Origin of the sequence: Streptomyces coeruleorubidus, assembly GCF_008705135.1 — a bacterium.
Classification (GTDB): domain Bacteria; phylum Actinomycetota; class Actinomycetes; order Streptomycetales; family Streptomycetaceae; genus Streptomyces; species Streptomyces coeruleofuscus.
In genome coordinates this window covers 2147898-2171626 of record NZ_CP023694.1, presented here as the reverse complement: position 1 = coordinate 2171626, position 23729 = coordinate 2147898, and the positions used below count along the sequence as shown (strand labels likewise).

At 68.9% G+C, this 23729-nt stretch carries 18 protein-coding genes and 3 rRNA genes; 15 read left to right on the top strand and 6 right to left on the bottom strand.

Translation table 11 applies throughout. The annotated features are described in order from the left end of the window. Positions 1–47: 47 nt before the first annotated feature. From CP976_RS10150 to CP976_RS10140, 3 genes are all read right to left on the bottom strand, one after another. On the bottom strand, positions 48–554 hold the full coding sequence (locus tag CP976_RS10150; protein WP_010037688.1) for an HNH endonuclease: 507 nt from the start codon (positions 552–554) through the stop codon (positions 48–50). 210 nt (positions 555–764) lie between these two features. After that, a complete protein-coding gene (locus tag CP976_RS10145; RefSeq protein ID WP_150480042.1) occupies positions 765–1304 on the bottom strand; it encodes a YbhB/YbcL family Raf kinase inhibitor-like protein in 540 nt (179 codons plus the stop codon). Positions 1305–1357: 53 nt separating this feature from the next. Then, entirely contained in the window at positions 1358–2140 is a 783-nt protein-coding gene (locus CP976_RS10140) for a sporulation protein (RefSeq protein ID WP_150480041.1), read from the bottom strand. Between the two features lie 145 nt (positions 2141–2285). Between CP976_RS10140 and CP976_RS10135 the strand changes: the two genes are divergently transcribed. From CP976_RS10135 to CP976_RS43260, 6 genes are all read left to right on the top strand, one after another. Beyond that, complete coding sequence (locus CP976_RS10135) at positions 2286–2936, top strand: DNA-3-methyladenine glycosylase (RefSeq protein ID WP_150480040.1); 651 nt, start codon at positions 2286–2288, stop codon at positions 2934–2936. 525 nt (positions 2937–3461) lie between these two features. Beyond that, a 16S ribosomal RNA gene (locus CP976_RS10125) occupies positions 3462–4990 on the top strand. A gap of 309 nt (positions 4991–5299) precedes the next feature. Next, positions 5300–8420, top strand: a 23S ribosomal RNA gene (locus CP976_RS10120). A 104-nt stretch (positions 8421–8524) separates the two neighbouring features. Next, a 5S ribosomal RNA gene (gene rrf / locus CP976_RS10115) occupies positions 8525–8641 on the top strand. Together the 16S, 23S and 5S rRNA genes form the textbook arrangement of a ribosomal RNA operon. Before the next feature lie 215 nt (positions 8642–8856). After that, positions 8857–10095 (top strand): hypothetical protein, encoded by a 1239-nt coding sequence (locus CP976_RS43265; RefSeq protein WP_208838988.1) that lies wholly within the window; start codon positions 8857–8859, stop codon positions 10093–10095. Next, complete coding sequence (locus CP976_RS43260; protein ID WP_193504660.1) at positions 9987–10712, top strand: tetratricopeptide repeat protein; 726 nt, start codon at positions 9987–9989, stop codon at positions 10710–10712. Before CP976_RS43265 ends, CP976_RS43260 begins: the two co-directional genes overlap by 109 nt. Before the next feature lie 69 nt (positions 10713–10781). On the opposite strand, the gene CP976_RS10105 is transcribed toward CP976_RS43260, so the two are convergent. Then, complete coding sequence (locus tag CP976_RS10105; protein ID WP_150480038.1) at positions 10782–12074, bottom strand: DUF1015 family protein; 1293 nt, start codon at positions 12072–12074, stop codon at positions 10782–10784. Positions 12075–12146: 72 nt separating this feature from the next. Between CP976_RS10105 and CP976_RS10100 the strand changes: the two genes are divergently transcribed. The 4 genes from CP976_RS10100 to CP976_RS10085 all read left to right on the top strand — a co-directional run bounded on the left by CP976_RS10100 (position 12147) and on the right by CP976_RS10085 (position 16222). Further along, complete coding sequence (locus tag CP976_RS10100; RefSeq protein ID WP_150480037.1) at positions 12147–13178, top strand: HAD hydrolase-like protein; 1032 nt, start codon at positions 12147–12149, stop codon at positions 13176–13178. Between the two features lie 106 nt (positions 13179–13284). Continuing rightward, complete coding sequence (locus CP976_RS10095; RefSeq protein WP_150480036.1) at positions 13285–14328, top strand: FecCD family ABC transporter permease; 1044 nt, start codon at positions 13285–13287, stop codon at positions 14326–14328. After that, positions 14325–15365: a FecCD family ABC transporter permease gene (locus CP976_RS10090; RefSeq protein WP_150480035.1), complete on the top strand. Its 1041-nt coding sequence runs from the start codon at positions 14325–14327 to the stop codon at positions 15363–15365. Before CP976_RS10095 ends, CP976_RS10090 begins: the two co-directional genes overlap by 4 nt. Then, positions 15362–16222 carry an ABC transporter ATP-binding protein gene (locus CP976_RS10085; RefSeq protein ID WP_150480034.1) on the top strand — a complete coding sequence of 287 codons (861 nt, stop codon included), beginning with the start codon at positions 15362–15364 and terminating at the stop codon, positions 16220–16222. The genes CP976_RS10090 and CP976_RS10085 overlap by 4 nt, the downstream gene beginning before the upstream one ends. Here the strand turns inward: CP976_RS10085 and CP976_RS10080 are convergent. Continuing rightward, positions 16206–16553: a sterol-binding protein gene (locus CP976_RS10080; protein WP_150480033.1), complete on the bottom strand. Its 348-nt coding sequence runs from the start codon at positions 16551–16553 to the stop codon at positions 16206–16208. The two genes, CP976_RS10085 and CP976_RS10080, sit on opposite strands and share 17 nt — an antisense overlap. Positions 16554–16595: 42 nt before the next feature. On the opposite strand from CP976_RS10080, the gene CP976_RS10075 reads away from it, so the two are divergent. The 5 genes from CP976_RS10075 to CP976_RS10055 all read left to right on the top strand — a co-directional run bounded on the left by CP976_RS10075 (position 16596) and on the right by CP976_RS10055 (position 21876). After that, positions 16596–16883 (top strand): hypothetical protein, encoded by a 288-nt coding sequence (locus CP976_RS10075; protein ID WP_150480032.1) that lies wholly within the window; start codon positions 16596–16598, stop codon positions 16881–16883. Between the two features lie 7 nt (positions 16884–16890). Beyond that, positions 16891–17706: a TlyA family RNA methyltransferase gene (locus tag CP976_RS10070; protein WP_086848095.1), complete on the top strand. Its 816-nt coding sequence runs from the start codon at positions 16891–16893 to the stop codon at positions 17704–17706. Then, positions 17703–18608 (top strand): NAD kinase, encoded by a 906-nt coding sequence (locus CP976_RS10065; protein ID WP_086848094.1) that lies wholly within the window; start codon positions 17703–17705, stop codon positions 18606–18608. Before CP976_RS10070 ends, CP976_RS10065 begins: the two co-directional genes overlap by 4 nt. Positions 18609–18801: 193 nt before the next feature. After that, positions 18802–20520, top strand: a complete 1719-nt coding sequence (recN, locus tag CP976_RS10060; RefSeq protein ID WP_150485296.1) for a DNA repair protein RecN — start codon at positions 18802–18804, stop codon at positions 20518–20520. A 210-nt stretch (positions 20521–20730) separates the two neighbouring features. Then, the gene (locus tag CP976_RS10055) at positions 20731–21876 is read left to right on the top strand and encodes a glycosyltransferase family 4 protein (RefSeq protein ID WP_150480031.1); all 1146 of its coding nucleotides are present in this window, start codon (positions 20731–20733) and stop codon (positions 21874–21876) included. 173 nt (positions 21877–22049) lie between these two features. On the opposite strand, the gene CP976_RS10045 is transcribed toward CP976_RS10055, so the two are convergent. Next, on the bottom strand, positions 22050–23711 hold the full coding sequence (locus CP976_RS10045) for a PucR family transcriptional regulator (RefSeq protein ID WP_150480030.1): 1662 nt from the start codon (positions 23709–23711) through the stop codon (positions 22050–22052). Positions 23712–23729 lie beyond the last annotated feature (18 nt).

Sequence of the window (23729 nt, the reverse complement as noted above, 5' to 3'; positions counted from 1 at the left end):
GGGCCCGCTTCCCCGAAGGAAGCGGGCCCCTTCATGCGACAGCCGGGCTAGGCCGCAGGCTGGGCCAGCCACTCCGGCAGCGCGTCGAAGTCGTCCTGCCCCAGCGCCAGCAGCATCGCGTCCGCCGGAGTCGGCTCGAACGGCTGCCGCAGCAGCGGCATCCCCGCCTCCTCCGGAGTCCGGTTGGCCTTGCGGTGGTTGTCCTGCGCGCATGAGGCCACCGTGTTCAGCCAGGTGTCCTGACCGCCCTGCGACCGCGGCACCACGTGGTCGACGGTCGTCGCCCGCCTCCCGCAGTACGCGCACCTGTGCCGGTCCCGGACCAGCACACCCCGCCTCGACCACGGCGCTCGTCTTCGGAACGGCACCCGTACGTACTGGCAGAGCCTGATCACACGAGGCGCCGGTATGTCGACCGCGGCTCCCCGCATCCGCAGTTCGGGGTGGGCCTGCTCGACGACGGCCTTGTCCTGAAGCACCAGAACGACGGCTCGGTTAAGCGTCACCGTCGACAGCGGCTCGAAGCTCGCGTTGAGTACCAGCGTGTCCCGCATACCAGCCCACCTCCCGTGTGCACCGGCCCACCCTCTGGCGGGCTGGGATCAACTCTGGCCGGGCACGCCGAGATGGACAACGCAATATCTGCTGCTCCCACGGGGGGTGACCCCCGCGACCCCCGGCAACAAAAATGCCCGCTCCTGATCAATTCCAAGACCAGGAGCGGGCAAACGTTCCGTGAACGCCGGGATCGCGGGGCGGCTCACTCAGCTTTCGGCGGGCACCTCGTACTCACCGATCAGCTGGGCCCGCCCGATCGTGTGGAACCGCAGGTTGAAGCCCACGACGGCCGGCGAAGCCTCCGCGTCCGGACCGAGCTTCTCCTGGTCCACGGCATACACCGTGAACACGTACCGGTGCGGCCCGTCCCCGGGCGGCGGCGCGGCACCGCCGAACTCCTTGCCGCCGTAGTCGTTACGAGCGTGGATCGCACCCTCGGGCAGACCCTCGAACTTGCCGCTGCCCGCACCCGCCGGCAGCTTCGTCACCGACGCCGGGATGTCGAACAGCACCCAGTGCCAGAACCCGCTCCCCGTCGGGGCATCGGGGTCGTAGCAGGTCACGGCGAAGCTCTTGGTCTCGGGCGGGAAGCCCTCCCACCGCAGCTGCGGCGAGGTGTTGTCGGCCGCGTGGACCTGAGCGTCCTTGAGCGTCGCCCCCTCCTGGACGTCCTCGCTCGTCACCGTGAACGACGGCACGGGCGGATGGAAGTCGTGGGGGAGCGGCCGCCGCTTGAGCTCGGTCACCTCGGTACCTCCTGGATCGGTTCTTGCAGTCGATACCGAGCCTAGGGCCTTCCCTAGAACCAGTTGCGCTTGCTGCCGACCTCGGAGAGCCACTGGTTGAGGTACGCCGTCCAGTCGGTCCCCTGGTAGTCGTTGAGACCCACCTGGAACGAGCGGAAGGTGTCACTGCCCTCGCTGAACAGACCCGGCTTCTTGTCCATCTCGAGCACCACGTCCATGGCGTTCTGGTCGGCCACGAAGCTCAGCTCGACCTGGTTCAGCCCCCGGTACTGCTGCGGCGGGTGGAACTCGATCTCCTGGTAGAACGGCAGCTTCTGCCGCGTACCCCGGATGACACCGCGCTCCATGTCCGCGTTCTTGAACCGGAAGCCCAGCTGGATGAACGCGTCCAGGATCGCCTTCTGCGCCGGCAGCGGGTGCACGTTGATCGGGTCCAGGTCACCGGAGTCCACCGCCCGCGCGATCTCCAGTTCCGTGGAGACCCCGATGTGCATCGAGCGCAGCTCCTGCCCGTCGATCGTCGTGATCGGCGTCTCCCACGGAATCTCCAGCCCGAACTGGACCGCGTGCACCGCGTTCGCCTGGAGCTCGAACGCCCCGCCCAGCCGGGACTTCGTGAACTCGATGTCCTGCTTGTACTCCTGGTCGCCGCTCTCGACCTCAACCTTGGCCTGGAGCCCGACCGACAGCCCCTCGATCTGCTGGTTCACGGACCCGCCCTGAATCCGCACCTCACCCTGGACGACACCGCCCGGCACGACGTTGACCTCGTGCAGCACCGTCTCGACGGAAGCCCCGCCGGCCCCCAGGCTCGCGAGCAGCTTCTTGAACGCCATGTCTCTCCCTCTCGCCCACTACGGGTGGATCCTTGATCCATACAAACGCGATCCGGCCGTGGCCGGTTCCATGCCCTCACCCTGGCAAGGCCGGCGCCCTGAGGCCACCCCACCGCACCACCCGTCTCCAGTACCCTCGGAGGGCATGATCGCGACCCCCGACCGTACGCCCCTGTCCAGGGAGTTCTTCGACCGACCCGTCCTCGATGTCGCCCCCGACCTCCTCGGCCGCATCCTGGTACGCACCACCCCGGACGGTCCGATCGCCCTCCGCCTGACGGAGGTCGAGGCCTACGACGGTGCCGACGACCCCGGCTCCCACGCTTATCGCGGCCGCACGGCCCGCAACGGCGTGATGTTCGGTCCCCCCGGGCACGTCTACGTCTACTTCACGTACGGCATGTGGTTCTGCATGAACCTGGTGTGCGGCCCCGAGGGCAAGGCGAGCGCGGTCCTGCTCCGGGCCGGCGAGATCATCGAGGGCGCCGAGCTGGCCCGCACCCGCCGACTCTCGGCCCGCAACGACAAGGAACTGGCCAAAGGCCCGGCCCGTCTGGCCACGGCCCTGAACGTGGACCGCTCCCTGGACGGCACGGACGCCTGCACCTCCGACGCCACCCCCCTGAGGATGCTCACGGGCACGCCCGTACCCCGTGACCAGGTACGCAACGGCCCACGCACCGGAGTCGCGGGCGACGGGGGCAACGGCGACATCCACCCCTGGCGCTTCTGGGTCGCCAACGACCCGACGGTGAGCCCCTATCGGGCCCATGTCCCGAGGCGCCGCCGAAGTTGACGCGTCCCCGCAGGATGCGTAATGTAGCCCGAGCCGCTTGACCCGGGTACGGCATTCGCCAGCAGCCGGAAGCGGCCAACCCACTACCTAGCGACTCCCCTCAGCAGGGGCGAATTCGGCGTGCCCGCATGCCTGAATTCGGCGCCGACGGACTCGATTATGAGTTGGACGGCGAATCGGTTAACGTAGTGAATGTCGAAAGGCCGACGAGCGAAAGCCAAGGCCGCCCGGCAAATCCCGCCGACAGGGAATCGGATCGAGAAAAAGATCTGATAGAGTCGGAAACGCAAGACCGAAGGGAAGCGCCCGGAGGAAAGCCCGAGAGGGTGAGTACAAAGGAAGCGACCGTTCCTTGAGAACTCAACAGCGTGCCAAAAGTCAACGCCAGATATGTTGATACCCCGTCTCCAGCATCAGCTGGGGCGAGGTTCCTTTGAAAAAACACAGCGAGGACGCTGTGAACGGTCGGGCCTATTCCGCCTGACCGTTCCGCTCTCGTGGTGTCGACCGGATTACCGGTAAACATTCACGGAGAGTTTGATCCTGGCTCAGGACGAACGCTGGCGGCGTGCTTAACACATGCAAGTCGAACGATGAACCACTTCGGTGGGGATTAGTGGCGAACGGGTGAGTAACACGTGGGCAATCTGCCCTGCACTCTGGGACAAGCCCTGGAAACGGGGTCTAATACCGGATACTGACCACCTTGGGCATCCAAGGTGTTCGAAAGCTCCGGCGGTGCAGGATGAGCCCGCGGCCTATCAGCTTGTTGGTGAGGTAATGGCTCACCAAGGCGACGACGGGTAGCCGGCCTGAGAGGGCGACCGGCCACACTGGGACTGAGACACGGCCCAGACTCCTACGGGAGGCAGCAGTGGGGAATATTGCACAATGGGCGAAAGCCTGATGCAGCGACGCCGCGTGAGGGATGACGGCCTTCGGGTTGTAAACCTCTTTCAGCAGGGAAGAAGCGAAAGTGACGGTACCTGCAGAAGAAGCGCCGGCTAACTACGTGCCAGCAGCCGCGGTAATACGTAGGGCGCGAGCGTTGTCCGGAATTATTGGGCGTAAAGAGCTCGTAGGCGGCTTGTCACGTCGGTTGTGAAAGCCCGGGGCTTAACCCCGGGTCTGCAGTCGATACGGGCAGGCTAGAGTTCGGTAGGGGAGATCGGAATTCCTGGTGTAGCGGTGAAATGCGCAGATATCAGGAGGAACACCGGTGGCGAAGGCGGATCTCTGGGCCGATACTGACGCTGAGGAGCGAAAGCGTGGGGAGCGAACAGGATTAGATACCCTGGTAGTCCACGCCGTAAACGGTGGGCACTAGGTGTGGGCAACATTCCACGTTGTCCGTGCCGCAGCTAACGCATTAAGTGCCCCGCCTGGGGAGTACGGCCGCAAGGCTAAAACTCAAAGGAATTGACGGGGGCCCGCACAAGCGGCGGAGCATGTGGCTTAATTCGACGCAACGCGAAGAACCTTACCAAGGCTTGACATACACCGGAAACGTCCAGAGATGGGCGCCCCCTTGTGGTCGGTGTACAGGTGGTGCATGGCTGTCGTCAGCTCGTGTCGTGAGATGTTGGGTTAAGTCCCGCAACGAGCGCAACCCTTGTCCCGTGTTGCCAGCAAGCCCTTCGGGGTGTTGGGGACTCACGGGAGACCGCCGGGGTCAACTCGGAGGAAGGTGGGGACGACGTCAAGTCATCATGCCCCTTATGTCTTGGGCTGCACACGTGCTACAATGGCCGGTACAATGAGCTGCGATACCGCGAGGTGGAGCGAATCTCAAAAAGCCGGTCTCAGTTCGGATTGGGGTCTGCAACTCGACCCCATGAAGTCGGAGTCGCTAGTAATCGCAGATCAGCATTGCTGCGGTGAATACGTTCCCGGGCCTTGTACACACCGCCCGTCACGTCACGAAAGTCGGTAACACCCGAAGCCGGTGGCCCAACCCCCTTGTGGGGAGGGAGCTGTCGAAGGTGGGACTGGCGATTGGGACGAAGTCGTAACAAGGTAGCCGTACCGGAAGGTGCGGCTGGATCACCTCCTTTCTAAGGAGCACTTCTTACCGATCCCCTCGGGGTGAGGTCAGAGGCCAGTACATCAGCGAATGTCTGATGCTGGTTGCTCATGGGTGGAACGTTGACTATTCGGCATCTTCAGCCAACTCGGGCTGCTAGTACTGCTCTTCGGAGCGTGGAACGCGGACCACGAGAGGCCAGGGGTGTCGGGCACGCTGTTGGGTGTCTGAGGGAATGGATTTTTCCTCAGTCGCCGGCCCCAGTGAACTCGGATCGAAGGTCCGGGGTGATGGGTGGCTGGTCGTTGTTTGAGAACTGCACAGTGGACGCGAGCATCTGTGGCCAAGTTTTAAGGGCGCACGGTGGATGCCTTGGCACCAGGAACCGATGAAGGACGTGGGAGGCCACGATAGGCCCCGGGGAGTCGTCAACCAGGCTTTGATCCGGGGGTGTCCGAATGGGGAAACCCGGCAGTCGTCATGGGCTGTCACCCTTGCCTGAACACATAGGACAAGTGGAGGGAACGCGGGGAAGTGAAACATCTCAGTACCCGCAGGAAGAGAAAACAACCGTGATTCCGGGAGTAGTGGCGAGCGAAACCGGATGAGGCCAAACCGTATGCGTGTGAGACCCGGCAGGGGTTGCGTATACGGGGTTGTGGGATCTCTCTTTCATGGTCTGCCGGCCATGAGACGAGTCAGAAACCGTTGATGTAGGCGAAGGACATGCGAAAGGTCCGGCGTAGAGGGTAAGACCCCCGTAGTCGAAACATCAGCGGCTCGTTTGAGAGACACCCAAGTAGCACGGGGCCCGAGAAATCCCGTGTGAATCTGGCGGGACCACCCGCTAAGCCTAAATATTCCCTGGTGACCGATAGCGGATAGTACCGTGAGGGAATGGTGAAAAGTACCGCGGGAGCGGAGTGAAATAGTACCTGAAACCGTGTGCCTACAAGCCGTGGGAGCGTCGGGCAAGCACTTGTGCTTGCCTCGTGACTGCGTGCCTTTTGAAGAATGAGCCTGCGAGTTTGCGGTGTGTTGCGAGGTTAACCCGAGTGGGGAAGCCGTAGCGAAAGCGAGTCCGAATAGGGCGGTGGAGTAGCACGCTCAAGACCCGAAGCGGAGTGATCTAGCCATGGGCAGGTTGAAGCGGAGGTAAGACTTCGTGGAGGACCGAACCCACCAGGGTTGAAAACCTGGGGGATGACCTGTGGTTAGGGGTGAAAGGCCAATCAAACTCCGTGATAGCTGGTTCTCCCCGAAATGCATTTAGGTGCAGCGTCGTGTGTTTCTTGCCGGAGGTAGAGCACTGGATAGGCGATGGGCCCTACCGGGTTACTGACCTTAGCCAAACTCCGAATGCCGGTAAGTGAGAGCGCGGCAGTGAGACTGTGGGGGATAAGCTCCATGGTCGAGAGGGAAACAGCCCAGAGCATCGACTAAGGCCCCTAAGCGTACGCTAAGTGGGAAAGGATGTGGAGTCGCAGAGACAACCAGGAGGTTGGCTTAGAAGCAGCCACCCTTGAAAGAGTGCGTAATAGCTCACTGGTCTAGTGATTCCGCGCCGACAATGTAGCGGGGCTCAAGCGTACCGCCGAAGTCGTGTCATTGCAGCTATAGCCCCAACGGGTGCTGTGATGGGTAGGGGAGCGTCGTGTGCCGGGTGAAGCAGCCGCGTAAGCGAGTTGTGGACGGTTCACGAGTGAGAATGCAGGCATGAGTAGCGATTCACACGTGAGAAACGTGTGCGCCGATTGACTAAGGGTTCCTGGGTCAAGCTGATCTGCCCAGGGTAAGTCGGGACCTAAGGCGAGGCCGACAGGCGTAGTCGATGGATAACCGGTTGATATTCCGGTACCCGCTGTGAAGCGTCAAACATCGAGCATCGTGATGCTAAGGCCGTGAAGCCGTTCCGGACCCTTCGGGGAAAGGAAAGTGGTGGAGCCGCCGAACCAAGCGGTTAGTAGGTGAGTGATGGGGTGACGCAGGAAGGTAGTCCAGCCCGGGCGGTGGTTGTCCCGGGGTAAGGGTGTAGCCCGTCATCTAGGTAAATCCGGATGACTTGAGGGTGAGACCTGATGCCGAGCCGATTGTGGTGAAGTGGATGATCCTATGCTGTCGAGAAAAGCCTCTAGCGAGTTTCATGGCGGCCCGTACCCTAAACCGACTCAGGTGGTCAGGTAGAGAATACCGAGGCGTTCGGGTGAACTATGGTTAAGGAACTCGGCAAAATGCCCCCGTAACTTCGGGAGAAGGGGGGCCATCACTGGTGATCCGTTTTACACGGTGAGCTGGGGGTGGCCGCAGAGACCAGCGAGAAGCGACTGTTTACTAAAAACACAGGTCCGTGCGAAGCCGTAAGGCGATGTATACGGACTGACGCCTGCCCGGTGCTGGAACGTTAAGGGGACCGGTTAGTCACTCTTCGGGGTGGCGAAGCTGAGAACTTAAGCGCCAGTAAACGGCGGTGGTAACTATAACCATCCTAAGGTAGCGAAATTCCTTGTCGGGTAAGTTCCGACCTGCACGAATGGCGTAACGACTTCTCGACTGTCTCAACCATAGGCCCGGTGAAATTGCACTACGAGTAAAGATGCTCGTTTCGCGCAGCAGGACGGAAAGACCCCGGGACCTTTACTACAGTTTGATATTGGTGTTCGGTTCGGCTTGTGTAGGATAGCTGGGAGACTGTGAAGCGCTAACGCCAGTTAGTGTGGAGTCGTCGTTGAAATACCAGTCTGGTCGTGCTGGATGTCTAACCTGGGTCCGTGATCCGGATCAGGGACAGTGTCTGATGGGTAGTTTAACTGGGGCGGTTGCCTCCTAAAGAGTAACGGAGGCGCCCAAAGGTTCCCTCAGCCTGGTTGGCAATCAGGTGTTGAGTGTAAGTGCACAAGGGAGCTTGACTGTGAGACCGACGGGTCGAGCAGGGACGAAAGTCGGGACTAGTGATCCGGCGGTGGCTTGTGGAAGCGCCGTCGCTCAACGGATAAAAGGTACCCCGGGGATAACAGGCTGATCTTCCCCAAGAGTCCATATCGACGGGATGGTTTGGCACCTCGATGTCGGCTCGTCGCATCCTGGGGCTGGAGTCGGTCCCAAGGGTTGGGCTGTTCGCCCATTAAAGCGGTACGCGAGCTGGGTTTAGAACGTCGTGAGACAGTTCGGTCCCTATCCGCTGTGCGCGTAGGAGTCTTGAGAAGGGCTGTCCCTAGTACGAGAGGACCGGGACGGACGAACCTCTGGTGTGCCAGTTGTTCTGCCAAGGGCATGGCTGGTTGGCTACGTTCGGGAGGGATAACCGCTGAAAGCATCTAAGCGGGAAGCCTGCTTCGAGATGAGGACTCCCACCTCCTAGAGAGGGTAAGGCTCCCAGTAGACGACTGGGTTGATAGGCCGGATATGGAAGCACGGTAACGTGTGGAGTTGACCGGTACTAATAGGCCGAGGGCTTGTCCTCAGTTGCTCGCGTCCACTGTGTTAGTTCTGAGACAACGAACAGTTGTCGGCTTTGAGCAGAACAAATAATTGAAGAGTGTGCTTGTTCGCTCGAAACCATTAGGGTTTCGGTGGTTATAGCGTAGGGGAAACGCCCGGTTACATTCCGAACCCGGAAGCTAAGCCTTACAGCGCCGATGGTACTGCAGGGGGGACCCTGTGGGAGAGTAGGACGCCGCCGAACAATCTTTGGAAGGACCCCTGGTCCCAGCGTTCAGCTGGGACCAGGGGTCCTTTTTGTTTTTGCACTGCGCGCTGGGCACCCGGCTGCGCGAGAATGACTTGCAGTACCGAAGACAGGAGTCACCATGTCCACCAACTCTCCCGACGACCGACCGGAGCGCGACCAGCAGCGACGGGAGGGGGACCGGAGCGACCGCGGCGGTCAGCGCGGGGACCGTGGAGACCGTGGTGGCTTCCGCGGTCGGGACGACCGTGGCGGCCGGAGCGACCGAGGTGAGCGAAGCGACCGCGGGGAGCGTGGTGGCTTCCGGCGTGACGACAACCGCGGTGGTGGCTACGGCCGGCGCGACGACCGTGACCGAGGGCCGCGCAGGGACGATCGTGATCGGGGAGATTCCCGGCGAGACGACCGTGGTGACCGTCCCTCCTTCCGGCGTGATGACCGCGGGGAGCGTCCCCCGTTCCGGCGTGACGACCGCGGTGACCGTCCCTCCTTCCGGCGTGACGACCGTGGGGAGCGTCCCCCGTTCCGGCGTGACGACCGTGGTGACCGTCCCTCCTTCCGGCGTGACGACCGTGGCGAGCGTCCCGCGTTCCGCCGTGACGACCGTGGTGAGCGGCGGGACGACCGGGGAGACAGGGGCGGCGACCGGGGCGGTTTCCGGCGTGACGACAACCGTGGTGGCGGTTACGGCCGGCGCGACGACCGCCGGGGCGATGTCCGACGCGGAGACGACGACCGTGGACAGCGCGGTGGATTCCGACGGGACGACCGTCGGGACGACAGGCGCGACGACCGTCGCGATGACAGGCGTGAGGGCGACCGCGGCGGATTCCCCCGCCGTGACGACCGCGGAGAGCGCCGGGACGCCCCAGGCCGTGGTTTCCGCGGTGATGACCGGGACCGCGGCTTCCGGCGCGACGGCGACCGCGGCGGGTTCCGGGGACGTGACGACCGACGGGATGACCGACGCGACGACCGACGGGATGACCGACGCGACGACCGACGGGATGACCGACGGGATGACCGTCGTGGGGACGACCGTGGGGACCGTGGCGGTTTCCGGCGTGATGATGCCCCTCGTGGTGGGCGTGGGAGTTTCCGGCGGGACGACACCCGCGGCGAGCGCGACACTCGCGATACGCGCGGCGACCGCGGCGGCGAGCGCGGCGGCTTCCGTGGCCGCGACGACCGTGGCGGGCGAGGGCCGCGTCGCGACGATCGCGGTGGGCGGCCCGGGGGCTTCCGGGGCCGTGACGACCGGCGCGACGACCGTCGGGACGACCGTCGTGGCGGCGGCCGGTTCCGTGACGAGCGCGAGCGGGACAGGGAGCCGATCAAGCGGCTGCCGATCCCCGAGGACGTCACGGGCGAAGAGATCGACAAGGACGTGCGGCAGGAGCTCCAGAGCCTGCCGAAGACGCTTGCGGACGATGTCGCGAAGAACCTGGTGATGGTCGCGCGGCTCCTCGACGAGGACCCCGAGGGCGCGTACGGCTACTCCAGGGTGGCGCTGCGGCTGGCGTCGCGTGTCGCCGCCGTGCGGGAGGCGGCCGGGTTCGCGTCGTACGCCAGCCAGAAGTACGGCGAGGCGCTGGCCGAGTTCCGGGCCGCCAAGCGGATGACCGGGAACATCGATCTGTGGCCTGTCATGGCCGACTGCGAGCGTGGGCTGGGGCGGCCGGAGAAGGCGCTGGACATGGCCGGGGCGCCCGAGGTGCACAAGCTCGACAAGGCCGGGCAGGTCGAGATGCGGCTCGTCGCGGCCGGTGCGCGGCGGGACATGGGGCAGCTGGACGCGGCCATCGTGACGCTGCAGAGTTCGGAGCTGGCCTCCAACTCCGTGCAGCCGTGGACCGCACGGCTGCGGTACGCCTACGCGGACGCGCTGCTGGCGGCCGGGCGGGAAGGCGAGGCGCGGGAGTGGTTCGCGAAGGCCGTGGAGGCCGACCGGGACGGCAGCACGGACGCCTCGGACCGGCTCGCCGAGCTGGACGGGGTGGAGTTCGTGGACGCCCTGGGCGAGGACGAGGATGAGGGCGGCGAGGCCTCCGTGGAGGAGAAGGACTGACGTCGCGTAGAGGCAGAGGGGGCGGATTCCGGTCGGGATCCGCCCCTTTCGTGTGCCAGAACCAGCGCGTCAGAGGTCCAGCGCGCGCAGGACCAGGCCGGAGGCCGGCTTCGGGCCGAACGACGTCGACTTGCGTGGCATGGTGACGCCCTGCCGGGCCAGGTCGCGGACGACCTCCTCGCGGACCGCGTGCATCAGAACGGCCGTACCGCCGTCGCGTTCCGCCTTCGCCACCGTGGCGGCCGCGTCGTGGATGTAGGTGATGTGCGCGGGGGAGTCCTCGGGGATGTCCCAGACGTGGTCGAGGAGCGTGGCGTGCAGGACCGTCGCGTCGAGCGTTCGCCAGGCGGTGGGGCGGTCGGCGGGGACCGTGCGGGCCAGGAGATCCTGGTCCGGGTGGTCGACGAGGTGGAAGGAACCGTCGCCGGCGAGCAGGAACGCGTTGCCCGCGCAGGCCGCGTCCGCCAGTGCCTCCAGGGCCTCGGCCAGCGGGAGTTCGAGGCGGCGGACGCGGAAGCGGCCGTCCAGGGCGGCCACGGCGTCGCCGACCGGCAGGTCGTGGAGGAGGCGGTGGATGGCGCGGACGCGGAGGGGGTAGCGGGCCGTGTCGACCAGGAGGACCAGGCCGTGGTCCCACGGGCTGGGGGAGGGGTGTTCCGCGCGGAGGCGGCGGTAGGTCGCCCAGCGGTGGTGGCCGTCGGCGATGAGGGCCTGGTGACGGGCCAGGCCGGCCTGGATCGTGGCCAGGTCGGCGGGGGCTGTGACCGACCACAGGCGGTGGCTGAAGCCGTCCTCCGTGGTGGTCGCGAGGAGCGGTGGCTGTTCGGCGGTGCGCTCGATCAGGTCCGCCGTGGCGGTCGTCGAGTCGTCGCCGCGGTAGGTCAGCAGGAGGGGTTCGAGGTTCGCGGAGGTGGCCCGCATCAGGGCCGCGCGGTCGGCGACGATGTGCGGCATGACGTCCTCGTGCGGCAGCACCACCTGCTCGGCCGGGTCCGACACGCGCAGGGCGCCGATGACGCCGCGTTGCAGCATGCCGTTGCTGTCCCGCTGCTCGTAGACGTACAGGCCGGGATCGGGGTCGGTGGTCAGGACGCCCTCGGACAGCCAGCGGCGCAGGGTCTTGGCGGCCTGGTCGTTGCGGGCGCCGGGGGTGGCGGCCTGGGGGAGGATCAGCCGGACGATGTTGTGCGGGTCGGCGGACTCGAGATGGTGCACTCCGTCGGGGCGGACGACGACGTCGTACGGCGGGGACGTCACTGCGGCCAGGCTGCCGACCCGGTCGGGGTCGTATCGAAGGCCTCGGAACGGGGTGAGTTCCAGGCCTCGGCGCTCTGTTGCTTCCGAGTGACCTGCTGTGTTCATCCCGGCATCGTACGGGTGTCAGTGGCATGGGGGATGATCGGGGGAAAGCCGTCGAACGAGGAGCGATGCGGGATGAGCCGAAGCGTCAGGACGAGGCCCGAGGGCAGTGGGCAGGCCCTGAGCGAGGCGTACGACACGGCGCTGCTCGACCTGGACGGTGTCGTGTACGCGGGCGGGAGCGCGATCGCGCACGCGGTCGAGTCGCTGGCCACGGCCCGGGCGGGCGGGATGCGTCTGGCGTACGTCACCAACAACGCGCTGCGGACTCCGGACACGGTCGCCGAGCATCTGACCGAGCTGGGCATACCGACAGGCGCGGACGATGTCATCACCTCGGCGCAGGCGGTCGCGCGGCTGATCAGTGAGCAGGTGCCGCAGGGCGCCCGTGTGCTGGTGATCGGCGGTGACGGGCTGCGCGTGGCGCTGCGCGAGCGCGGGCTCGTGCCCGTCGAGTCGGCGGACGACGATCCGGCGGCGGTGGTGCAGGGATACGGCGGTCCGGAGCTGCCGTGGGGCCGTTTCGCGGAGGCCAGTTACGCCGTCGCGCGCGGTGTGCCCTGGTTCGCCTCGAACACCGACTTGACGATTCCGAGCGGGCGGGGGATCGCGCCGGGCAACGGCGCTGCGGTGGAGGTCGTGCGGATCGCCACGGGCGCCGAGCCTCAGGTCGCGGGCAAGCCGCTGCCGCCGATGCACCGGGAGACCATCCTGCGGACCGGGGCCGAGCGGCCGCTGGTGGTGGGGGACCGGCTGGACACGGACATCGAGGGCGCGTTCAACGGGGACGTCGACTCGCTGCTCGTGCTGACCGGCGTGACCGACGGCGCCCAGTTGCTGGCCGCGCCGCCGCAGCACCGGCCGACGTACGTGGACGCCGATCTGCGGGGGATGCTCGGCGGTCAGCCGGAGGTCGCCGCGGCGGACGACGGCGGGTTCCGGTGCGGTGGCTGGACGGCGAGGGCCGGTGCGGACCGGCTGGAGCTCGACGGGGACGGCGAGGCGCTGGACGGGCTGCGCGCGTTGTGCGCCGCGGCGTGGACGGCCGCCGGTGCGGGTGTGTGCGAGCTCGACGGGGGGAAGTCGCTGGCGAGGCTTGGTCTTTGAGTGACGGTTGGATCCGTGGTTCGCGGGCACGCTCCGGCCGGGCGTGCGTGGCGGCGGCCGGGCTCCGGATCGAGGTCGAATGGCAGGGTAGGCTAACCTAACCTGCGTGTTGGTCGACAGTCCCCCTGAACAGCGCGCGGAGACCGCCCCCGCGCCCCCGACCCGACGGGCGATACGGGCCTTTGGGCTCCTCCTGGCCGTCGCGATCCTGGTGCTCGTCGCGCTGGCGAGTATCGCGATCGGAGCGAAAGAGCTGTCCCTCGGGCAGGTCTGGCACGGCTTGTTCGAGGACTCGGGGACGTACGGCGACGTCGTCGTCGCGGAGCGGCTGTCGCGGACCGTGCTCGGGCTGCTCGCCGGCGCCGCCCTCGGCCTGGCCGGAGCGGTTCTCCAGGCGCTCACGCGCAACCCGCTGGCCGACCCCGGACTGCTCGGCATCAACGCGGGCGCGTCCGCCGCGGTCGTCACGGCCGTCACGTTCCTCGGGATCACCTCGCTCAGCGGCTACGTCTGGTTCGCGTTCTTCGGCGCGGCCGCGGTCGGGGCGCTGGTGTGGTTCCTCGGCGGCAGCCGGGGCGCGACGCCGGTGCGGCTCGCGCTCGCCGGTACGGCGATCAGCGCCGCGCTCTACGGCTACCTCCAGGCCGTGATGATCATGGACGACGCGGCGCTCGGCAAGATGCGGTTCTGGACGGTCGGTTCGCTGTCCGCGGCGAACGAATCGACCATCCGGCAGGTCCTGCCGTTCCTGCTGGCCGGCATGGTCCTGGCGCTGGCCCTGTCCCGGCCGCTCAACGCCATGGCCATGGGCGACGACACCGCCAAGGCGCTCGGCGCCAACCTGAACCGGACGCGGGCGCTGTCCATGCTGGCCGCGACCGTGCTGTGCGGGGCGGCGACCGCGGCCTGCGGGCCGATCGTGTTCGTCGGGCTGATGGTTCCGCACGTCGTGCGGTCCTTCACCGGGCCCGACCTGCGCTGGATCCTGCCGTACGCGGCGATCCTGTCGCCCGTGCTGCTGCTCGGCGCCGACGTCATCGGCCGGATCGTGGCCCGGCCCGCGGAACTCCAGGTGGGCATCATCACCGCGATCCTCGGCGGTCCGGTGTTCATCTATCTCGTACGACGGCGGAGGACGGCTCAGCTGTGAAGACCACCAACCGTACTGTGAGGACCCCGGGCGGGCTCTCCGTGCGCCTGGACGTGCGGGCCTTCACCGTCGTGTTCCTGCTGCTGGTCGCGGCGCTCACGGCGAGCGTCGTGCTCATCGGCACCGGCGACTTCCCGATCCCGGCCGCCGACGTGCTGCGGACGCTGTTCGGCGAGGGCAACGCGGGCCAGGAGTTCATCGTCAACGAACTACGGCTGCCACGGGTCCTGGTCGGGTTGCTGGTCGGCGCCTCACTCGGACTCGGCGGCGCGCTGTTCCAGTCCATCTCCCGCAATCCGCTGGGCAGTCCGGACGTGCTGGGCCTCGGGCAGGGGGCGACGGCCGGCGCGCTCACGGTGATCGTGCTGTTCTCCGGGAGCGCGAACCAGGTCGCCGCCGGCGCGCTGGTGGGCGGCCTGGTGACCGGCCTCGCCATCTACGTGCTCGCCTGGAAGCGGGGCGTGCACGGCTACCGGCTGGTGCTGGTGGGTATCGGCGTCTCCGCGATCGTCACGGCGGTCAACGGCTATCTGCTCACCAAGTCCGACATCGTGGACGCGGCGCGCGCGGTCGTGTGGATGACCGGGTCCCTCGACGGCCGTGACTGGGCCCAGGTCTGGCCGCTCCTCGGGCTGTGCGCCGTGCTCGTGCCGCTGGTCCTGTGCAACGGGCGCGGACTGCGGATGATGGAGATGGGCGACGACGTGTCGTACGCCCTCGGGGTGCGGGTGGAGCGCGTGCGGCTGCTGCTGATGGTGGCGGCCGTGCTGCTGACCGCGTCCGCGACCGCCGCCGCCGGTCCCGTCAGCTTCGTCGCGCTCACCGCGCCGCAGCTGGCCCGGCGCCTGACCCGTGCGCCCGGCCCGAACCTGCTGGCCTCCCTGAGCATGGGCGCCGCCCTGCTGGTCATCGCCGACTGGCTCTCGCAGCGGGCGTTCGGCGCCGAGCAGTTGCCCGTGGGTGTGGTCACCGGCGTGCTCGGCGGCGTCTACCTGCTGTGGCTGCTGGTCACCGAACGCAAGGCGGGCCGGATATGAGCAAGAACCGAAGGAGCACCGTGAACCGTCTGTCCGCCGAGAACGTCACCCTCGCCTACGACCAGCGGGTGATCGCCGAGCAACTGTCGGTGGAGATACCCGACAACTCCTTCACCGTGATCGTCGGCCCCAACGCGTGCGGCAAGTCGACGCTCCTGCGGGCGCTGTCGCGGATGCTCAAGCCCAGCGAGGGCCGGGTGCTGCTCGACGGCCAGACCATCCAGTCGATGCCCGCGAAGAAGGTCGCGCGGACCCTCGGTCTGCTGCCCCAGTCGTCCATCGCGCCCGACGGCATCACCGTCGGCGACCTGGTGGGCCGGGGCCGGTACCCGCACCAGGGCATCCTGCGCCAGTGGTCGACCGAGGACGAGCGGGTCGTCCAGGAGTCGATGCGGCAGACCGGCGTCGCCGAGCTGGCCGACCGGTACGTCGACGAGCTCTCGGGCGGTCAGCGCCAGCGCGTGTGGATCGCCATGGCACTCGCCCAGCAGACACCGCTGCTACTGCTCGACGAGCCGACGACGTTCCTGGACATCCAGCACCAGATCGACGTCCTGGACCTGTGTGCGGAGCTGCACGAGGAGCAGGGGCGCACGCTCGTCGCCGTGCTGCACGACCTGAACCACGCCGCCCGCTACGCCACGCACCTCATCGCCCTGCGCGAGGGTCGGATCATCGCCGAGGGCGCGCCGAAGGACATCGTCACGGCCGGCCTGGTCGAGGAGGTCTTCGGACTGCGCTGCCAGGTCATCGACGACCCGGAGACGGGCACGCCGCTGGTCGTTCCGGCGGCGCGGAAGGCACGCGTCGGAGCAGGGGCCGGGGCCGGGAAGGCGGCCGCTACAGAAGCTTCCTGAGCTGGAGCAGGTCCCGCACGCCCGCGTTCAGTTTCACCCGGCCCGAGCCCCAGGCCTTGGCGAAGCTCAGTTCGCCGTCGACCAGGGCGACCAGGTCGTCTCCGGTCATGGCCAGCCTGATCTCGGCCTTGTCGGGCGGCGGCCCCTGGATCGTGTCGCGCACGACGATCCGCCCGCCCTGCATACGGCCGACGAAGGTGACGTCCAGGTCCGTGATGTGGCAGCTCACCGAACGGTCCAGGGCCGCGGCGTCGCGGACGTCCCCTTCGGCGCGCTGCATGTTGTCGGAAAGCTTGTCGAGTGCGCTGCGGCACTCCTCGATCGTGGCCATCGCGGTCGACGGTACCGCAGCGGTTCGCGGTAGCGTCGGGGCATGGACGACGCAGTACCCGAGACCCCGGCGGTGGCGGAGGACGATCCCGCTCCCGAACCCGGGTACGACCCCGCCTCTCCCGCCCCGCTGAACGTGCCCCGCACGCCCACCGGTGACGCCGACGTGGACGCGGCCCTGGACCGGCTCGGCGACGCGGACCACCTCGCCACGGACGGACACGTCGAGGTGTACGAGGATGTACACCGGGGGCTGCGCGACGCGCTCACCGCGCTCGACGCCCGCCCGGGACCTCCGGCGCCCCCATCGACGCACGGACAGGGGAGCTGAACCGAACGTGGCAGGAGTCGCACGCCGCCGTCTCGACGCGGAGCTGGTCCGCCGGAAGCTCGCGCGCTCGCGTGAGCACGCCGGCCAGCTCATCGCCGCCGGGCGGGTCTCCGTCGGCAAGACCGTCGCGACCAAACCCGCCACGCAGGTGGAGACCGCGGCCGCGATCGTCGTGGCGGCCGACGAGAACGACCCCGACTACGTGTCGCGCGGCGGCCACAAGCTCGCCGGCGCGCTGACGGCGTTCCTGCCGCAGGGCCTGGTCGTCGAGGGGCGCAGGGCGCTCGACGCCGGGGCGTCCACCGGCGGTTTCACCGATGTCCTGCTGCGGGCGGGCGCCGCCCACGTCGTCGCCGTGGACGTCGGATACGGACAACTCGCATGGTCTCTTCAAAAGGATGAACGCGTCACCGTCAAGGACCGTACGAACGTTCGCGAATTGACACTTGAAGAGATCGATGGGGAGCCTGTGGATCTTGTCGTGGGGGATCTGTCCTTCATCCCGCTCGGGCTGGTCCTGCCAGCCCTGGTGCGGTGCGTGAAGCCGGACGCGGACCTGGTGATGATGGTCAAGCCGCAGTTCGAGGTGGGGAAGGAGCGGCTGGGCAGCGGGGGAGTCGTACGCAGCCCCCAGCTGCGGGCCGAAGCGGTGACGGGGGTGGCCGGTAAGGCCTGGGGACTGGGGCTCGGGGTGAAGGGCGTGACGGCCAGTCCGCTGCCCGGGCCGTCGGGGAATGTCGAATACTTTTTGTGGCTGCGGGCCGGGGCACCGGAACTGGACCCGGCCGATGTCGACCGTGCAGTGGCGGAGGGGCCCCGTTGACCGATAACCGAGCTCGTACTGTTTTCCTGCTCGCCCACACGGGGCGGCCCGCCGCCGTGCGCAGTGCCGAGCTCGTGGTGAAGGGGCTGCTGCGCTCAGGTCTTGGCGTGCGCGTCCTGGAGGCCGAGGCGCGTGACCTGCCGCTGCCGGACGAGGTGGAGCTGGTCAAGGAGGCCACTCCGCAGTGCCTCGACGGGTGCGAGCTGCTCATCGTGCTGGGCGGTGACGGCACGCTGCTGCGCGGTGCCGAGTTCGCGCGGGCGTCGGGCGTGCCGATGCTCGGTGTCAACCTCGGGCGGGTCGGGTTCCTCGCGGAGGCCGAGCGGGACGACCTCGACAAGGTCGTCGACCGGGTGGTGACCAAGGCGTACGAGGTCGAGGAGCGGATGACCGTCGACGTCGTGGTGCACCGCAACGGGGACATCGTGCACACGGACTGGGCGCTGAACGAGGCGGCCGTGCAGAAGGTGTCCGCCGAGCGGATGCTGGAGGTCGTCCTGGAGATCGACGGGCGGCCGGTGACGGGGTTCGGCTGTGACGGGATCGTGTGCGCGACGCCCACGGGGTCGACCGCGTACGCGTTCTCCGCGGGCGGGCCGGTGGTGTGGCCGGAGGTCGAGGCGCTGTTGATGGTGCCGATCTCGGCGCATGCCTTGTTCGCGAAGCCGTTGGTGACATCGCCGGATTCTGTGTTGGCTGTGGAGGTTCTGCCACACATTCCGCCGGGGGTTCTGTGGTGTGACGGACGGCGGACGGTGGAGTTGCCGCCCGGCGCCAGGGTGGAGGTGCGGCGGGGGGCTGTGCCGGTGCGGCTGGCTCGGCTGCATCATGCGTCGTTCACGGATCGGCTGGTGGCCAAGTTTGCGCTGCCTGTTTCCGGGTGGCGGGGGGCTCCTCACTAGCGGTTTGTGGGGGATGGTTGCTCGTCGTCGGCGGGTGCGGGTCCGCTGTGGCTGGTCGCGCCCACGCGGCGGAGCCGCATATTGATACAGCCCCGCGCCCCTTGAGGTCCGTATCCACCCGCGTGGGTGACAGAGGCGGGCCAGTCGCAATTGCTTGCCTGGACCTCGTAAGGTCGTGTCCGTGTTGGAGGAGATGCGGATACGGTCGCTCGGTGTGATCGACGACGCTGTTGTCGAGCTGTCGCCCGGGTTCACCGCGGTCACCGGTGAGACGGGTGCGGGCAAGACCATGGTGGTCACCAGCCTCGGGTTGCTGCTGGGCGGGCGCGCGGATCCGGCGCTCGTGCGGATCGGGGCCGGGAAAGCGGTCGTGGAGGGGCGGATCACCGTCCCCGACGACGCCACGGCCGCCGTACGCGCCGAGGAGGCCGGGGCCGAGCTCGACGACGGGGCGCTGCTGATCAGCCGTACCGTTTCCGCCGAGGGGCGCTCGCGGGCGCACCTGGGCGGGCGCAGTGTGCCCGTGGGGGTGCTCGCCGAGCTCGCCGACGAGCTGGTGGCCGTGCACGGGCAGACCGACCAGCAAGGGCTGCTCAAGCTGTCCCGGCAGCGGCAGGCGCTCGACCGGTACGCGGGCGACGCGGTCGCCGTGCCGCTGGTCAAGTACGGCGAGGCGTACAAGCGGCTGCGGGCCGTCTCCGCCGAGCTCGACGAGATCACCACGCGTGCGCGTGAACGGGCCCAGGAGGCCGACATGCTGCGCTACGGGCTCGACGAGATCGCCGCCGTCGAGCCCCGGGCCGGTGAGGACGTGGAGCTCGCCGAGGAGGCCGAGCGGCTCGGGCACGCCGAGGCGCTGGCGTCCGCCGCCGCGGTCGCGCACGCGGCGCTCGCGGGCAATCCGGAGGATCCCGAGGGCGTCGACGCCGGGACGCTCGTCGCGGGCGCGCAGCGGGCCCTGGACGCCGTACGGTCGCACGACCCGGCGCTGGCCGCGCTCGCCGACCGCATCGGGGAGATCGGGATCCTGCTGCGGGACGCGGCCGGGGACCTGGCCGGATATGCCGACGACCTGGACGCCGATCCCCTGCGGCTGGCGGCCGTCGAGGAGCGGCGGGCCGCGCTGACCGGGCTGACGCGGAAGTACGGCGAGGACATCGCCGCCGTGCTGGCCTGGGCCGAGCGGAGTGCCGCGCGGCTGACCGAACTCGACGGCGACGACGAGCGGATCGGGGAACTGACCGCCGAGCGGGACGCGCTGCGGGCCGAACTGGGCGGACTCGCACAGGCGTTGACGGACGCGCGGACGGAGGCCGCCGATCGGTTCGCGGCTGCCGTGACCGCCGAGCTGGCCTCGCTGGCCATGCCGCACGCGCGCGTGTCCTTCGACATCCGGCAGACCGAGGACCCGGAGGGCGTCGAGGTCGGCGGGCGGCCCGTCGCCTACGGGCCCGCGGGTGCCGACGAGGTCGAGCTGCTGCTGGCCCCGCACCCGGGGGCGCCCGCGCGGCCGATCGCCAAGGGCGCGTCCGGTGGTGAGCTGTCCCGTGTGATGCTGGCGGTGGAGGTCGTGTTCGCGGGAACGGATCCCGTGCCGACGTATCTCTTCGACGAGGTCGACGCCGGTGTCGGCGGCAAGGCGGCGGTCGAGATCGGCCGGCGGCTCGCGCGTCTGGCGAAGACCGCGCAGGTCGTCGTCGTGACCCATCTCCCGCAGGTCGCCGCCTTCGCCGACCGGCAGTTGCTGGTCGAGAAGACGAACGACGGGTCGGTCACCCGTTCCGGTGTGAAGGTGCTGGAAGGCGAGGAGCGGGTCCGGGAGCTGTCCCGGATGCTCGCCGGCCAGGAGGACTCGGAGACGGCCCGGGCGCACGCGGAGGAGCTGCTGGCGACGGCTCGGGCGGATCTGTAGGGGAGGAGCGGTCACGTCTGCCGAGGGCAGCGCCGATCTTCACTCGTGTGGGTGACTCGGCCCGGCGCATCCCCCGGATGCCGCGCCCCCACTGTCGCGCCGCCGGGCTTCGAGCGTTCCCGGAACCCGCATATGTCCTGGCATCCTTGGCGGAGTACGCGCGGGGATCCTGCGCGGTGACCGCCCGACCCGAACCAGGAGCCCGGCCACGTGACCCCCGTGAGCAGCCACTCACCGCATGGCCAGTCGCCGTTGCGCACCGTGCAGGTGCTGGGCGGAGGCAACGCGGCCAGCAGTGCGCATGTGCGTTCCTTGGCCGCGGGGCTGGTCGCGAGGGGCGTGAAAGTCACGGTGTGCGCCCCCTGTGAGGCGGATCGCTCCTACGACTTCAGCGGCGTCGGGGCCGACCACGTGCACGTGCCGCGCAGCAGTGACCCGGTGTCGGTGGCGGCCCTGCGGGCGGCCTGCGCCGACGCCGATCTGGTGCACGCGCACGGGCTGCACGCCTCGTTCCGTACCGTGCTCGCTCTCAGCGGGCGGCGCGTGCGGACTCCGCTCGTCGTGACGTGGCACGACCGGGCGCACGCCGACGGGGCCCGCGCCCAGCTGCTGCGGGTCCTGGAGCGGCGGGTCGTGAAGGCGGCCACCGTGGTGCTGGGGACGACCTCGGCGCTCGTGGACCGGGCGCGGCGGACCGGGGCGCGGGACGCGCGGCTCGCGGCCGTCGCGCTGCCCGGCCCCCGCAGGCCCGCGGAGCCCGACGACCCCGACCGGCTGCGGCCCAAGGTGCGCGCCGAACTCGGCGCGATCGGACGGCCGTTGCTGATGGCCGTCGGCTCCCTGGAGCGGCACCGCGGGTACGACGTGCTGCTGGACGCCGCGCGCGCGTGGCGGCGGCTCGATCCCGTGCCCCTGGTCGTGATCGCGGGCGAGGGGTCGCTGCGCGGCGAACTCCAGGAGCGGATCGAGGGCGAGGGGCTGCCCGTCCGGCTCATCGGGCGGCGCGACGACATCACCGACCTGCTCTCCGCCGCCGACCTCGCCCTGCTGCCGAGCCGATGGGAGGAGGCCCGTTCCGTCCTCGCCCAGGAGGCCCTCCACGCGCGCGTGCCGCTCGTCGCCACCGACGTCGGCGGCATCCCCGAACTCGTCGGCGACGCGGCCGCACTCGTCCCGCCCGGCGACGCCGAGTCGCTCGCCGGCACCGTCGTACGCCTGCTCGGCGACCCCGAGGGCCGGGAGCTGCTGAAGGTCAAGGGCGCCCGGCAGGCGGCGACCTGGCCGAGCGAGGACGAGACGGTCGCCCAAGTCCTCAGTGTCTACGACGAGTTGACCCAGCTCCGGCCCCTCGCCTAGGGCGTGTCCGTAAAGTCCCGTCGTCCGCCCGGAGGGCGGGCCCCGCGGCGTTCGGTGCGTGCTCTCGGCGTGCCGGGCGGACGCCCGCGTACTGGTTGTACGTGGGTGTTCGGCCGGTGCGGCGAGAGTGCGTGCCGGGCGTCGCGGGGCAGGCGGGACTTTGCGGACACGCCCTAGGGCACCTCGGGGCTCCGGAGAACGTGCCTGCGGGCCCGCAGGGCCAGGCTCAGGGCCAGTACCGTCTGCGGGTCGTCGAGGTCCGTGCCCAGCAACTCCCCGATGCGCGCCAGGCGGTTGTACAGGGTCTGCCGGTTGAGGTGGAGTTCCCGGGCCGTCTCCGCCTTGCGGCCCGCGTGGGCGAGGTAGGTCGACAAGGTGGGCAGCAGCGGCGGCCGGGAGCGCCGGTCGTGTTCCAGGAGCGGGCCGAGGGCCCGGCCGACGAAGGCGGCCAGGTCCGGATGGCCGCGCAGCCGCCACACCAGCAGATCGATGTCCAGGCGCCGGGCGTCGTACCAGGGCCGGTCCGGCAGGCCCTGGGCCGCCGTGGCCGTCTCGGCGGCGTGCCGCAGGCCCGAGGCCGCAGCCGTCCAGCCGCCGGCCATGCCCACGACCACCACGGGAGGCTGCCCGCCCGGCCGCAGCATCCCGGCTCGCTCCACACCGGCCCGCAGCGCCACCGCGACCCGGTCCGCGACCGTCGCCCGCTCCGGCTCCGAGCGCAGCCCCAGCAGGACCAGCAGCCGGCCCTCGACCGGCCGTACCCCGAGCAGCGCCGGCACGCCCACGGAGGCCAGTTCCTCGGACACCGCCCGGGCCAGCACCGCCCAGCCTCCCCCCTGCGACAGGGCGTCCCCGAGCCGCATGACGACCGGCAGCAGCGGGCCGTCACCCGGGCGGAAGCCCAGCACGCGCGCCTGTGCCGGGGCGTCCTCCGCCGTGACCCGGCCCTCGGCGAGGTCCGTGAGGAAGTCGCCGCGTCCGCGCGCCGCGAGCTCCTCCTCCTGCCGTGCCTGCATCAGCACCACGGCCAGGATGCCCGCGGCCCGCTCCGCCGCCATCCGGTGCACCGGCGCCAGGGAAGCCCGCACCGGAAGCAGGACGAGGCGGGCGCGGACGCCCCCGCTGCCGGGCCCGCCGCCCGGCACGTCCACCAGGACCGAGCCCGCGAGCGGCGGCTCGTCCTTCTGCCGGCCGCGCAGCCCCTCCCACACCTGGAGCGGATCCGCACCCTGGGGACCGGCCCCGGCTGCGTACAGCAACTGCCCGTCCGCCGTCTCCAGGAAGACGGGGTTGCCGCCGAAGTCGGCCAGGATGCCGAGGACCTGGGGCACCCCGCCGCCGCCCAGCAGGGCCTGGGTACACCGCTGGTGCACCTCTTCGGCCTGCTGGAGCAGCGCGTAGTGGCCGTTGACGATCTCGGTGTGGATCTCCTCCGTGACCGTGACGAACGGCACCTCGCGGTGGAGCTGGACGAGCGGCAATCCGGCCGAACGTGCCGTGTCGACCAGGGCGGCGGGCAGCCGTGTGAAGCGCGGGCCGAGCTCCACGACCAGGGCCGCGATGCCGCGCTCGGCCAGCGTGCGCACGAACGCCCGCTGTTCGGCCGGGCGGGTGCCGAGGCCGTAGCCCGTGGTCAGCAGCAGCTCGCCGCCCTTGAGCAGCGAGGCGATGTGCGGCACCTCCCCGGCGTGCACCCAGCGCACGGTCCGCCCGAGCCGGTCGGCGCCCGCCAGCACCTCGGGCAGCCCGCTGCGCAGACCCGGCAGCTCCAGTGCCCGCTGCACGGTGATCCCGGCGGCCTGGGTGCCGTAGCCGCTGTCCGTCCCGGTCTCCATGAGCCGGACGCTACCTGC